The sequence below is a fragment of the Vibrio cholerae ATCC 14035 genome (assembly GCF_000621645.1).
GTDB lineage: Bacteria > Pseudomonadota > Gammaproteobacteria > Enterobacterales > Vibrionaceae > Vibrio > Vibrio cholerae.
Window position 1 is genome coordinate 22,800 of record NZ_JHXR01000030.1, and the last position, 12,179, is coordinate 34,978.

Annotated in this window: 16 protein-coding genes; all 16 read left to right on the forward strand. The window is 49.2% G+C overall.

The features are described from left to right. Window positions 1-48: 48 nt before the first annotated feature. From T411_RS0114030 to T411_RS0114100, 16 genes are read left to right on the forward strand one after another with little or no spacing between them, the layout of a single operon-like run. On the forward strand, window positions 49-210 hold the full coding sequence (locus tag T411_RS0114030; RefSeq protein WP_240432355.1) for a TraR/DksA C4-type zinc finger protein: 162 nt from the start codon (window positions 49-51) through the stop codon (window positions 208-210). After that, window positions 207-434: a phage holin family protein gene (locus tag T411_RS0114035; protein ID WP_001077689.1), complete on the forward strand. Its 228-nt coding sequence runs from the start codon at window positions 207-209 to the stop codon at window positions 432-434. The genes T411_RS0114030 and T411_RS0114035 overlap by 4 nt, the downstream gene beginning before the upstream one ends. After that, window positions 421-1,008: a lysozyme gene (locus tag T411_RS0114040; protein WP_000705018.1), complete on the forward strand. Its 588-nt coding sequence runs from the start codon at window positions 421-423 to the stop codon at window positions 1,006-1,008. Before T411_RS0114035 ends, T411_RS0114040 begins: the two co-directional genes overlap by 14 nt. Beyond that, window positions 983-1,324: a hypothetical protein gene (locus T411_RS0114045; RefSeq protein WP_001113534.1), complete on the forward strand. Its 342-nt coding sequence runs from the start codon at window positions 983-985 to the stop codon at window positions 1,322-1,324. Before T411_RS0114040 ends, T411_RS0114045 begins: the two co-directional genes overlap by 26 nt. Further along, the gene (lysC, locus tag T411_RS1000000121120; protein WP_044018107.1) at window positions 1,290-1,535 is read left to right on the forward strand and encodes an Rz1-like lysis system protein LysC; all 246 of its coding nucleotides are present in this window, start codon (window positions 1,290-1,292) and stop codon (window positions 1,533-1,535) included. The genes T411_RS0114045 and lysC overlap by 35 nt, the downstream gene beginning before the upstream one ends. Next, the gene (locus T411_RS0114055) at window positions 1,532-1,813 is read left to right on the forward strand and encodes a putative phage tail assembly chaperone (RefSeq protein WP_000165783.1); all 282 of its coding nucleotides are present in this window, start codon (window positions 1,532-1,534) and stop codon (window positions 1,811-1,813) included. Before lysC ends, T411_RS0114055 begins: the two co-directional genes overlap by 4 nt. A 50-nt stretch (window positions 1,814-1,863) precedes the next feature. Further along, window positions 1,864-1,998 (forward strand): DUF6890 family protein, encoded by a 135-nt coding sequence (locus T411_RS1000000121500; protein WP_001252562.1) that lies wholly within the window; start codon window positions 1,864-1,866, stop codon window positions 1,996-1,998. Window positions 1,999-2,009: 11 nt separating this feature from the next. Next, complete coding sequence (locus T411_RS0114060) at window positions 2,010-3,827, forward strand: phage tail tape measure protein (RefSeq protein WP_000343646.1); 1,818 nt, start codon at window positions 2,010-2,012, stop codon at window positions 3,825-3,827. Next, window positions 3,817-4,149: a DUF2590 family protein gene (locus T411_RS0114065; RefSeq protein WP_001113003.1), complete on the forward strand. Its 333-nt coding sequence runs from the start codon at window positions 3,817-3,819 to the stop codon at window positions 4,147-4,149. Before T411_RS0114060 ends, T411_RS0114065 begins: the two co-directional genes overlap by 11 nt. Beyond that, the gene (locus tag T411_RS0114070) at window positions 4,146-5,345 is read left to right on the forward strand and encodes a baseplate J/gp47 family protein (RefSeq protein WP_000044511.1); all 1,200 of its coding nucleotides are present in this window, start codon (window positions 4,146-4,148) and stop codon (window positions 5,343-5,345) included. The genes T411_RS0114065 and T411_RS0114070 overlap by 4 nt, the downstream gene beginning before the upstream one ends. Then, on the forward strand, window positions 5,342-6,001 hold the full coding sequence (locus T411_RS0114075; protein ID WP_000005872.1) for a hypothetical protein: 660 nt from the start codon (window positions 5,342-5,344) through the stop codon (window positions 5,999-6,001). Before T411_RS0114070 ends, T411_RS0114075 begins: the two co-directional genes overlap by 4 nt. Further along, window positions 5,998-7,836 carry a phage tail-collar fiber domain-containing protein gene (locus T411_RS0114080; RefSeq protein ID WP_000083762.1) on the forward strand — a complete coding sequence of 613 codons (1,839 nt, stop codon included), beginning with the start codon at window positions 5,998-6,000 and terminating at the stop codon, window positions 7,834-7,836. Before T411_RS0114075 ends, T411_RS0114080 begins: the two co-directional genes overlap by 4 nt. Beyond that, window positions 7,836-8,360 carry a hypothetical protein gene (locus tag T411_RS0114085; RefSeq protein ID WP_000369862.1) on the forward strand — a complete coding sequence of 175 codons (525 nt, stop codon included), beginning with the start codon at window positions 7,836-7,838 and terminating at the stop codon, window positions 8,358-8,360. The genes T411_RS0114080 and T411_RS0114085 overlap by 1 nt, the downstream gene beginning before the upstream one ends. Window positions 8,361-8,362: 2 nt before the next feature. Further along, entirely contained in the window at window positions 8,363-9,256 is an 894-nt protein-coding gene (locus tag T411_RS0114090) for a hypothetical protein (RefSeq protein WP_000267790.1), read from the forward strand. Beyond that, window positions 9,244-9,717 carry a baseplate complex protein gene (locus T411_RS0114095; RefSeq protein WP_000457680.1) on the forward strand — a complete coding sequence of 158 codons (474 nt, stop codon included), beginning with the start codon at window positions 9,244-9,246 and terminating at the stop codon, window positions 9,715-9,717. The genes T411_RS0114090 and T411_RS0114095 overlap by 13 nt, the downstream gene beginning before the upstream one ends. Further along, a complete protein-coding gene (locus tag T411_RS0114100) occupies window positions 9,714-11,345 on the forward strand; it encodes a hypothetical protein (RefSeq protein WP_000779004.1) in 1,632 nt (543 codons plus the stop codon). Before T411_RS0114095 ends, T411_RS0114100 begins: the two co-directional genes overlap by 4 nt. The last annotated feature ends 834 nt before the right edge of the window (window positions 11,346-12,179 follow it).

The window sequence follows — 12,179 nt, forward strand, 5'->3', positions numbered from 1 at the left end:
ATGGATGTCATCGACGATGCCGCAAAAACGGAAGCCAAATTCCAACAAATGGCGCTGGCTAACCACAGAGCAAGGGCAATGCAAACAGCCTACTTGCCTAGCCGCACCCACTGTTTGGAATGTGACGACCCAATCCCAAAAGAGCGGCAAGAAAAAGTAAAGGGGTGTCAGTATTGCACCCCCTGTCAGGCCGCAAAGGAGCAACGATGAATCAATGGTTACAGAACCAATGGTTTCAAGAGTGGTTTGAAAAGCTCACCTCCTATATCGCTTATCTGATGTCAGGGCTCGGTGTGTTCCTCGGCTTACTCAGTATTGAACAGTGGATATCCATCTTTGTGGGTGTCACTGCCCTAGTCGCCAATATTTGGCATAAACGCGCGATGCAGAAAATCGCCAAAGAACGAGGAATCTACCTCAATGAAAATAACTAAAAAAATTTGGTGCTCAGTCGCCGCCGTGATCAGCCTTATCACGGGCGGGGCGATAGTCGGCCAAGAATACGTACAGCCAGTTGGTCAAGTGGTGATCGAAGGCCAAGCCCTTGGTGAACTACGCATCAGCCCAAAAGGGCTAGAAATTATTGGAAACGCAGAAGGTTGCCGACAAGACCCTTATAAATGTCCGGCAGGTCTAATGACTAATGGAATTGGTAACACCCATGGTGTGCCGAATCACGTAGTGACACTTGAGCAAATTGCCAAAGATTGGGTGAAAAACATCAAAGAGGCAGAGCAATGTGTAACGGACGCTGAACGTCTGTCTGGGCGAAGGTTGAATCAAGGGCAGTTCGATGGTTTTACATCATTTGTTTTCAATTTTGGATGTACCAAATTTCGAAAAAATAAAGATGGGACAGACACACGAATCTATCGAGCAATTAAACAAGGACGATTTATTCAAGGCTGCGGCCATATTCAAGAATGGGTGAAATTCGATGGAATAGTCCTGCCGGGGCTAGTCACTCGAAGAGGCTTGGAATATGCCAGATGTATGGAAGTGGATTAAAGCCATCGGCTTAGCGGCATTGCTGATCACCATCCTAGTTTTAGGGTTACAGCTCAAAGCCAGCCAAGCCGAACAAATCACGCTGAGTGAAAAACTCAGCCAAGCGCAGGCAGATAACCAAAGCAATTTAACCACCATCGCCACCCTGAAAGGGGAAGCCGCAGAACACAATGCACTGATGGTGAAAAGGCAGCAGGAACGAAACCAAAGCGAGGCGAAATTAAATGACGACATCGCAAAGCTTAAAGCGCAAATGGCAGGTATTGAATGCCACATTCCTGATGCTGTTACTCAGCGGCTGCGCGAACCGTACTGAAACCGTTTCAACACAGGTGATCTTTCGATTACCTCCCCCGGGTATGCTCGTGCCATGCAACAAACCGAGCGTGCAAGGCACATGGCCAGAAGTCGTCAGCGAAGACATTCCACGCCTAAAGCAAGCACTCAAAGAGTGCAATCAACAAATTGAAGACTATTTGAACTGGCGCACACAGCGCGAACAACCAACAGAGAGAGAAACACCATGACTAAACCTGTTTTCACAACCAAGCCTGTAACCGTTGATATTAATGGCATTGAATTTAACTTCGCACCTGGTGTGGCTGATGCCAACAACTACGCGAACAGTGTTGCGCAAGATAGCAAAGTGGAACCTGCGCGTACCTACTTAGAGCGCACCGTGGATAAAGAACAAAAAGAAGCACTGATGGAGCTGATGAATACCGTTCCGGGGCTAGTCATGGATTTATTCGGTACGGTATTTAACGCGTCTAAGGGTGGCGTAAAAATCACCCTAAAAAACTAAAAGAGCGGGTAGAGCGCATCGAAGAGAACGGCATCGAACAAGCGTTCATTTTGCGGCGTCATTACCTACCCAATGAAGATGATGACCCGCAAAACCTCGCCCGCGCACTGTGGCTGGATAAGTTAGAAAAAGAGCGCACCGAATATGCGGTGATGTCCGCAATATCAAAGCTGTTTAAACGTTAAATGGTAACCGAATGGATGAAAAGCTGATGATGGTGATTGGTCTAGTTGACCAAATCACCAAGCCACTGCAAGGCATCACCACCGAAATTAATGGAGCCATGAGTGCCGCTGAAAAAGGCATGGAACAGGCTGCAAAGGGTGGTGCTGGCTTGTGGGCGACAGGCGTTGCCATTCAAAATGCGTTGATGCCCGCCATTGAAATTAACCGCAAGATTGGTGAAGTAAAATCACTCAATGTCGCGGCGGATACCCTAGAACACCTGAAAAATACAGCGCTGGATTTTTCAGGCGAATACGGTAAGTCAGCCACTGAATTTATCGGGGCGGCTTACGATATTCAATCTGCTATCGCAGGGTTAAAAGGCACTGAGCTTTCAGATTTTACCAAAAGCTCGGGCATTCTTGCGGCGGCGACCAAAGCAGACACCGCAACCATTACCAACTACATGGGCACCATGTATGGCATTTTTGAAAAAGATGCCGCAGCACTCGGAAACTCAAACTGGGTAGAACGTGTGACAGGCATGACCGCACAAGCGGTGCAGATGTTTAAAACCGATGGTAATAAAATGTCTCAGGCGTTCAGTTCGCTTGGTTCATCAGCAACCGCCATGGGTGTGGATATGGCCGAGCAAATGGCCGTGCTTGGTATGCTCTCCGCCACCATGGGTGGAGGCGAAGCCGCCACGAAATACACCGCCTTCCTTGGCGGCGCAGTAAAAGCACAAGAAAAACTCGGGCTATCTTTCTTCGACTCATACGGAAAAATGCTACCGATGGCCGATATGTTGGAGTCAATTCAACAGCGTATTGGGCATTTCTCGACAGATGAACAATTTGCCATTCTCTCTGATGCATTCGGTTCGGGTGAGGCGGTAAAACTTATTCAAAACCTGCAAAGCAAAACTGATGAGCTCGCTCAGAAAGTGGTTGAGCTAGATAAAAACTCAACCATGGAAACCGCCATCACTATGGCGAAAGCGATGACAGATCAATCGCAGCGTTTAGAAAACTCATGGTTCGCTATTCGAACCGCAGCATTTGGAATGGTTTTACCAGCCTTCAATGCCGTAACAGGCAGCATCGCCGATGGCCTAATGTGGCTCACATCCATGACTAAAGAGTATCCCACATTAACCACTGCACTGAGTACTGTTTCGATCATCGCTTTATCTTTTGGCGGTGTGGTTGCCTCTCTCTCGCTCGTGATGGGAATAGCCAAAATGATGGCAGGAGGTTGGAAAGTGACCATGCTTGGGCTAACCGGAATATTAAAGCTGTTTAGAATATTAACTTTGGATGCTGCAACGGGAACGTGGGTATTCAACTCAGCATTGTGGGCAAACCCGATAACATGGGTGGTTGCTGGCATTTTGGCGTTAATCGCTGCAGTCGGCGCAATGATTTACTGGTGGGACGAAATCAAAGCCTCTTTTGCGGATACCACTTGGTTCAAAATCATCGCAGCCGCCATAGATGGCGTGATTGAAATGCTCAACATGATCCCCGGCATCAACATCGAGTGGCGTGCCGGAGAACTGCCCGATGTGCCAGTACCAGAAACCCAACCCGCCATCGCAAAAGCCGTTCCTGTACTGCCAGATGTCGCGGCGCTTGAAGCCTCGCGCCCAAGCATGGATAGCACACTCATTGACTACAAACGGCCAGAGAACACCCCGCAGCTATCCAAAAACATGGTGAACAACCTCAACAGCAGCGAAAGCCGCACAACCCATAACGTGCGCCAGTACGGTGATGTTTACATCACGCCACAAGGCGGCATGACGCCAGAACAGCTTGCAGAATGGGATGAACTCAATGCCGGATAAACGCTATATCGATATCAAAGTCATCGACGGCGGCTGGAAGATAGACGCAGGAGCGCAGCCAACCCAATGCAGCGACCTTTACAGCATCGCTCAGGACATCAAACACGCGATCATGGAAAGCGGGCTGGCACGCAAATTAGTGGCAGAACGTAACCCCATTTTACGTGCAGACGTACTGCTGCAAATCGAACAAAAAGCCGAGTTGGATAACCGCATTATTCCCGGCACGGCGAAAGCCACAGAAAGCGAAGCAGGAAACATCCTACTCACTGCCAACGCATACGACTACGAGCAACCCATCAGCACCGAGGTGATCGCATGAGCAAAAGACCGCAGGCCGACTTTGTCGAAATACTCTCAGAATCGGGCGTGCCAGTTACTGAGGATGCCTTCGAGGCCGCGCTCAAAGCAGACGTGACAGAGTCAGGAAGCCTCTTGTCCAACGATTCGCAAATGTCACCCTTCTGGCGTTGGGTTCGTGCTGCTGTTGTGACACCTGCCGTGTGGCTGATCCGCACACTGCTCGCAGGGCATGTCATGCCCAATATCTTTGTGGGTACGGCGGAACGTTGGGCGCTAGAGCTAAAAGCATGGGAATACAACGTCACGCCCAAAGGCGCAGTGAGCACCCAAGGCTTAATCACCTTCACCAAAGCCAACGCCGCAGATGAAACCAGTATCGAAGCAGGAACCATCATTCAAACGCCAGAGATTGAAGGCAAGGTGTACAAACTTACCGCAATAAAAACCACGGTGATCAAAGCGGGGCAAGCCTCCGGCAAAGTCTTGTGTGAAGCCAGTGAAGCGGGAGCCGCTTACAACCTGCCCGCCGGCTATTTCAGCATTCTGCCGCAGGGCGTATCGGGCATTGTCTCTGTCACCAATGAAGCGAATTGGATAACCCAACTCGGCGCAGACCAAGAAAGCGACGAAGAATTAGCCCTACGCCTACAAAACGCCTTTACCAGTGCGGGCGAATGGCACATTGACGATGTTTACCGCGCCATGATTGCCAGCGTGGCGGGGATCCGTAGTGATAACATCTTCTTTGAAAACACAGGCCACATCACACCGGGTAGCGCGAATGCTTACATTCTGATGGAAGTGGGCGCAACGCCACAGCATGTGCTTGACCAACTCAATAAACATATCATGCAAGACGGCCACCACGGCCACGGTGACGTGCTGACTTGTTTAGCCATCCCAGAGACTCAGCACAGCATCAGTGCGCAGGTGGTCTTTGTCGCGAATCTCGATGAGATGCAGAAAATCAATGAACTGCTGGAAGTAGAAAACCGCATTCGTGCCGCATTCCGTGAAACAGCGGCTTATCCAGAAATGACCAGAGCGAAACCAGAAAGCCGATTCAGCATTTCACAGCTCGCCCATGAAATTCACAGCAAGATGGAGAACGTCGAATCCGTACTCATCAAAGTAGACGGTGAACCAACCGACATCATCAGCTTGCTCACTCAACCCCGCTTACAAACCCTCACCGTCACGGAGCTGGAACAATGAGCGAATGGGATAAACAAGCACCAGAGCTAGAACAAACGCCAACGCCGTGGTGGCAGGATGGCGAAACCACCTCAGAAGAGAAGATAGAACCCTATTTTCTGAGCAATGGTGTGTTTGCATTCATGCGCAAAGTGCGCGGCTGGTTGCTGTTCCCGCTTCAACAGTTTGACGCGCTCACCTGCAGTGAAAAAATTCTGCGCCTGATGGCGTGGGATAGAGACATCAAACAATTCAACGGTGAGCCGTTGTGGCTGTTTCGCAAGCGGGTGAAGTTTGCCACCGTTAACGCAAAAGACGCAGGCAGCGTAGCAGGGTTTAAACGCATCTTTGAACGCTTGGGCATTGCCATTGTGTCATTCAAAGAACGCGAAAGCGCCGTAGAGTGGGATGTTTGCACGATTGAACTGACGGACAGTTCACTCTCACAAAACAGCCGTTTAGTACAAACGCTGATCGAACAATACGGCAGAACCTGCCGCCGCTATCGCTTTCAAGTGACCTATCCAAGCGAAATGAACATTTATCACGGCGAGTTCAGCCATAGCTTTGCACTCTATCACGCCAAATCGGAAGAAGTGACCCACATCGAATTCAAGCCTCAGCCGATTGAGCACCATCAACAAATCTTTATCGCCACCTTAGGGGGTAACTCATGAGCCAGACGGCCATTCCACTGCAGTTTGAAAAGTACCTGCAAAATCAAATCAGTGTCGGCAAAGCGCCAGACATGAACGAGATGATTTTTGCCTACATCCCAAACCTTGACCCAAGCCAGCCGATTGACCGTAACCAAGGGCTACCAGCCGTATCAACATGGGTGTATCAGCAGGATATCGATCAAGAGGGTAAGCTAGGCGACAACGCGCTAGTGTATTCCGTAGTGATCCCAGGTTCAGTGGCCGCGTTTACTTTTAACGCCATCTATCTGCGTGATAAAAACGTGCCCAACTCCTGCGGCATAGTCGTACACAAAGCCACTGAAACCAAAGAAGCGGGCATGGCAAGCACCAAAAGCCTAATGCAGCAATACACAGGGGCCGCGCAAATTGCAGGCATTACGGTAGATGCGCAAACGTGGCAAATCGACTACCAAGCGCGTTTGTTGGGTATTGAAGATGATATGCGCCTCGTGAACTTGGATAACTACGGGCACACCGCATTCATTCAAGGCTTTGATGTCACCCAGCAAGCAGACCCAGCCAAATACAAAGTAGCACCGGGTGTGGTGTACGTTGGCGGCTTACGCGCCGAACTAAAAAACGAAGTCATTCAAACCATCAGCGACAAGCCTACGGGGTTATATATTGATGTTGCTCGCACGGGTACCGTGTTATCAAAGTGGCAGAACATCGTCACCATTCGAGCTTCCGAGACACAGCTCACCGACTACATTGACCAAAACCAGCAGCAACACTACGTTGCAAGGCTGGCGGGGATTAATGCGAATGGGAGTATCACAGATTGGCGTGTAAAAACAGACAACGCCGATCAAGAGTGGTCGCCATTTATTAACTACGGCATCGGCCACGAAGTCGTTCGCAATGGCTTGCGCTATATCGCCAGATTGGCGTCAGGGCCGGATAATGGTGGGGCGATTACTCCTTCTGCATCGATCACAAACATTGAAATATGGGATATGGTCATCCCTCAATCATTTGCTATAAATCTCGTTGCATGGGTGAAAATTGCTAGCATATCAAAAACTTTAAGGGAGCCTGTTTATTTGACGATTTCTGGTGGTTCACCAGATAATAGCGCATTACTTTTTGTTGCAGACATCGTTTTCGGTGTAAATAGTATTGGTATTCCTTCGGCATCAATCGGAGCTAAATATCAGACTCTAACCGATCCAAAATTTTACATTAGAGATGATGATGATGAAGACTCCTTTTCTCTGTGGGTAAACCGTCAAACCCCTGGACAAACGCAGTATACTATCACGATGCGTAGCCGCCCTCGTTTTTCCCAGACGTTAGTTGGTGTGCTAGAAAAGGCGGCTACGCAACCAAGTTTTACGACCTTAGTACCCTACGACACAGGCTACCAATTCGCCTCTATTCCAATCGGCATGGAAGTGGCGTTTGACACGCCGCCGCCAACCAATGACCCGCGATTTCGCTTTGTTAAACTGACGTATAACGATGCTTACAACACGGGTTTGCTAACATCACAAACGCTTTCTGGTAGTGCGCCAGAGTTGGTTTCAACGGCGGTAATTTCAGCAGCGAAAAGCCCTATCAATGGGCAGACTATTTATCTTAAGAACACAATGGGGGTATATGCAGTGCCAGCCACAACGGAAGGAATAATTGCACAAAACATACCTCAACCAGCAAGGTACAGAATAGACAGTATAAGTCATGGGGTTAGCTTGCAAACTGGCCCAAGTATCTCTGGATTCATCATAACTAGTGCAGCTTCCGAATCTCAGATTACTGGTGGTTTAAAACCCCGCAGTTTTGGTGAAGTCTTATACAAGAGGATTTACTAATGGACAATCCAGAAACTTTACTACCGAAGTTTTTCGCCTTTGAAGATGCGTTAATGCTAGAGCATGTAGAAGGTGCAATCGAAATCACCGAGCAACAGTATAACGAAGCTTTAGCCGCCAAGATTGCAGGCCGCAAAGCGTTTGTGCGGGATGGTGAGTTAGTCATTTTCTCTGGCATTATGCGCCCAATCTGGAACTGCGAAGACGGTTCAACCAAAGAAATTGACGAACAAGAGTTAATTCCAGAGGGTTGGACAGACAAAGAGCGAAAAACCGCTTTTGATCGCTGGATGGATGGCGAGTGGGTAACGGACATCAGCGCAAAATACATCGACGAATTCAACCAAGTCGATAACCTGCGCCGTAGTTTGTATTTCGCAATGGTTGACCAGTTGGCCTCAGAAGCTAACATCAAACGCCTGCAGGGAAAAGAAGCGGAAGCCATTGAACTGGAACGCCAAGCCATTGCAGCCCGAGAGAAAATCCAGCTTGATCACCCTTGGCCTGTTAACCCTGAGGCGTAACCATGTGGCAAAACAACGCACTCACATGGCCAGCGTCAGCAGGCTCAATCCAGACCACGGCGGAATCAGTCACTCAACAAGTCGGCAGCACCATGAGTGCTGCCACTGGCCGACTAACCAACCTGCAAAGTGACGCCAATTTAGGGCGTCACCCTTTAAGCGCAGAAGCAGAGGCGTTACTCAACCTGCGCGGTGAGTTAAATACATTTCTCAATCAAGGCACTGTGCTCAGTGCAACGCCCTATCAGTTCCAAGTCGGGGAGAGGTTAGAGTCCGGCTGTTACCTAAGCCCAGCCAACGCCACCAAAACACTCGCTGCTAAACTGCGTGACCTTTCGGATACCCATAGGCCAAAAGGTCAGTTGTATGCTGTGGCAATCATGGTCAGCACACAAAGCCTTGGCGAGTTTGTCAGTACCTTGTCGGTAGTCACTCGCGCATTTCCGCTGCCAGAGTGGTGCCAGTGTTACCGCCAAGCCGAAGCCATGAGCAAGCAAGAGGCTGAAAAGCTGCACCAGCCTGCGGGTATAATTCAGCCACGCTTTAAACCTTATGCGCATTTAAATGCTAACCCGTTAAATGACTACTTCGCCGCGCAAGGGGCGCAAATCGCCACGCTTGAATCACTGGCCAGTGATGCAAGTCATGTGATCGGCAAGTTGTCAGCGTTGGCACAAAAGCGCGCTAATCAGTTGAGTGAAATCACCGCAACCATCAACGCGCTTAAATCACTGAGCGGCAGCGTGTACAGCATAAAACTCAGCGGAACGCCGGAGAGCATCGCCACCCAATTGGAACAAGCCGCCGCGCCAAGCACCTGCCCGCACACCATCGCCAGTGTGTTAATCAGCAGCCAACCGCAGCCATTTTTTGAGGAGTTATTATGTTCGCACTAGATGGACAGACGTTTAACATCAAAAACCTATTGGTGAACTTCGCGCGAGAGTTCAAAGATCAGGACATGAGCGGCATGGCATCGTTAACCGCGACATCCGAGCAAGGCGACAAAGCCGCAGAGCTCGAAATCTCCGGTCTCATCGCATTTAAAGACCTTGCTCAATTGGCACTATTGGAAAGCATGAGCAGCGCTAAAGATGAAAGCGGTGATCGCAAGGTTTATCGCGTTGCTAACGATGTGGCCAACGCCTTAAAAATTAAAAATGCCAAATTCACAGGCCACTTTTCCGCCGTACAGCAAGAAAACAAAATGGCGTGGCAGGTGTCATTTAAGCTGAAAGAGCACAACAGCGTAGCCGAGCAGAAAGAGCAACGCGGGCGAGCCAAGAACAAGCCGCAGCAAAGAGAAAACACGGCACTACAACAAGCACTGCAGCAAAATGCGGAGGCGACCAAGTGAAACTGACCAAGCGTCTTTTCATCAGCAACGAAGAATATGAGCTGGCGGATAACAAAGTCAGCTTAAAACTATCGCTGGGCGGCAAAGCCATTTTCATTGTGACGACGACAACACCGCCGGAACGGTTCGCTTTAGTGCGCTTTGATATTGGCTATGAACAGCAAACCGCCCCATTTTTTGAGGGATTCATTGATAAAGTCGAGCCAGCCAGTAATGGAGCCTTTCGGCTTATCGTGAAAGAGCTATCGGGGATACTTTCCAACCCATTGCCGATCAGTATCGAGCACCCAACAATGGCGGATATTTTCGCCATCATCACCAAAAAAACAGGGCTGGAATTTCGCTTGCCGGAGGCGGATTACACCAAGAAGGTGATCCCAAACTTTGTTAATCATGGGGATGGTTATCAGTGCTTGGATAAAATCGGCAAAGCCTTTCAAGTGCCTGATTTCGTCTGGTACCAAGATACCGACCAAGTGATTTACTTTGGCGCTTACGAGCACAGTCATTTTTACAACAAGCCGATGAGCATTCCGCACGAGTTCACCTCAAAGCAAAGCAGTAACAGCGTAACGTTCGCCCCATTCCCAATGCTCAGACCGGGGCGAGTGGCCTTTGATAAACGCATTACTAAACTTGAGCTGTTCGGCGATGAAATGACAGCATTCTGGACGGATGACGCGAAGCCAGCCAAGAAACGTGAACTGGATGACATGCTGCCCGAAGTCGCCGCAGGTTATCACTTGCCCATTTTCGGCAGAGTAGAGGCAGTGCGCGATAGTGCGACCGCAGGCCAAGTCGCTGACCCATTCCGCCCACGCTTCGCCATTGATGTGCAGGTACTCAATGAAGACATGCAGCCAGATGAAAACATCCCTGTTTACCGGTCGATACCACTGCCGGTTCACATGAGCGGCCATGAATCGGGATTGATGGCTTATCCGCTCGAAGGCACGATAGTAGAAATCGCTTTCGCCTACGGTCGCAGTGATCTGCCGCTTATCCGTGGCATTTATGGCCGAGATTATGCGCTACCCACCATCGCGCCCGGTGAGCAACTGCAGCAGCAACGAGAAGAAGTAAGCCGACGCATTGATGCCGCTGGTAACATTACAGACCAAACCGATCAGACTTTTACCAGCAAAGCATTCAAGCAAGCCGAGCACGCACACCAATACACAGGTGAGTTTGGGCAACACCAGTTACTGATCGATGAACATAGCTTAGAGAACATCATAGGCAAAAAGCTCATCGAGGCGTTAGGCGCAATCGAAATGCTGGCAGGTGACAACATAGAACTGGGCAGTTTAGGCAATATGCACGTAGCCACAGCCGGAGAACTGATTGAAGTGATCGGTAAAGTGCGCCGCAGTATCGCCGCTGAACATCAGTGGTTGCAATCACCCAAAACATGGCTTGGTTCGAAGCAGGAAAACGTACTAATTCTGCTGTCAGAACTGATGCAAGTGGTAAAGGAATTAGCCGACACACTCGCAACCCATACCCACGGCGGCGTGATGGCGGGACCTGCAGCCACCGCAGCACCAAACCAAGCGAGTGACATAAGCGATCACGGCTCAGACAGTGCTCAGCTCAAAGCAAGGCTAGACCCGATAACAAAGCAGTAGCCAACCAAACGTACCACAACGCAGCCTAACCGCTGCGTTTCTTTTTGCATGCAACGCATCACTTAACAGCACAACACCCCACCCAAGCCACACCCAAGCGCATACAGCCACGTAATCGACCCTTTGACCCACGGAATCCGCGCTCCTCTACACCCGCCCGCGCGGTTTTTGGATCACTTTTTTTGAAATTTTGGTTTAGCGAAAAACGCCACACACCATCGAAATGGCAATAAACCGCAAAACCTTATGCAGCAAGGGGGCTGGACGATACCGCAAGCCGTCGAAAGTGCCTTAAAACCACCTTTTTAAAATTTCGAAAATTGAAATTTTTTTCAGTTAATTGCAAAAATGACGATCAGAAATGATCATGTGATTTTTATTAAGTGATTGAAACATATGAAGCTTTGACGGATTCCGTCACGGTTTTAATGATCAGTCGCCAGCAAATGACGATCAGTTGATAGGCTAGCAAAGCCAAGCACAGCAAGGGATAGAGAGGATTTGACAGCAAAAACAGTTTTTCAATTTTTTACATGGGTTGAATAGGGTAGTGATAAAGAAAAAAGTGGTTACGAAGAGGTGAAGAAAAGCGGGATTTTTTCAGATAGGTATGGAGTTTTCTCTGTCATGAAGTGGCGGCAAAAATGGCGGCGTTGGTCGGTTTTGGTCGGTATTTATAGGTGTAAAACCTCAATTTTAGCTGCTTATTTAAACAATGGTTTGTTGTTATTTATATGATTTTAAATGATTTTTATAGTTTTGTTCTATGTTCTACGGCATGTCATCGAAGAGCGCGATGGACAAGCATTCTGGCGGTGTAGCAGGTTACCGTGC

What these genes read in the sequence shown, in the direction of transcription:
- T411_RS0114075 (WP_000005872.1), top strand. Translation starts at nt 5,342, where the DNA reads ATGAGCGAATGGGATAAACAAGCACCAGAGCTAGAACAAACGCCAACG.
- T411_RS0114085 (WP_000369862.1), top strand. Translation starts at nt 7,836, where the DNA reads ATGGACAATCCAGAAACTTTACTACCGAAGTTTTTCGCCTTTGAAGAT.
- T411_RS0114060 (WP_000343646.1), top strand. Translation starts at nt 2,010, where the DNA reads ATGGATGAAAAGCTGATGATGGTGATTGGTCTAGTTGACCAAATCACC.
- T411_RS0114090 (WP_000267790.1), top strand. Translation starts at nt 8,363, where the DNA reads ATGTGGCAAAACAACGCACTCACATGGCCAGCGTCAGCAGGCTCAATC.
- T411_RS0114070 (WP_000044511.1), top strand. Translation starts at nt 4,146, where the DNA reads ATGAGCAAAAGACCGCAGGCCGACTTTGTCGAAATACTCTCAGAATCG.
- T411_RS0114035 (WP_001077689.1), top strand. Translation starts at nt 207, where the DNA reads ATGAATCAATGGTTACAGAACCAATGGTTTCAAGAGTGGTTTGAAAAG.
- T411_RS0114065 (WP_001113003.1), top strand. Translation starts at nt 3,817, where the DNA reads ATGCCGGATAAACGCTATATCGATATCAAAGTCATCGACGGCGGCTGG.
- T411_RS0114045 (WP_001113534.1), top strand. Translation starts at nt 983, where the DNA reads ATGCCAGATGTATGGAAGTGGATTAAAGCCATCGGCTTAGCGGCATTG.
- T411_RS0114095 (WP_000457680.1), top strand. Translation starts at nt 9,244, where the DNA reads ATGTTCGCACTAGATGGACAGACGTTTAACATCAAAAACCTATTGGTG.
- lysC (WP_044018107.1), top strand. Translation starts at nt 1,290, where the DNA reads ATGCTGTTACTCAGCGGCTGCGCGAACCGTACTGAAACCGTTTCAACA.
- T411_RS0114080 (WP_000083762.1), top strand. Translation starts at nt 5,998, where the DNA reads ATGAGCCAGACGGCCATTCCACTGCAGTTTGAAAAGTACCTGCAAAAT.
- T411_RS0114030 (WP_240432355.1), top strand. Translation starts at nt 49, where the DNA reads ATGGCGCTGGCTAACCACAGAGCAAGGGCAATGCAAACAGCCTACTTG.
- T411_RS0114055 (WP_000165783.1), top strand. Translation starts at nt 1,532, where the DNA reads ATGACTAAACCTGTTTTCACAACCAAGCCTGTAACCGTTGATATTAAT.
- T411_RS0114040 (WP_000705018.1), top strand. Translation starts at nt 421, where the DNA reads ATGAAAATAACTAAAAAAATTTGGTGCTCAGTCGCCGCCGTGATCAGC.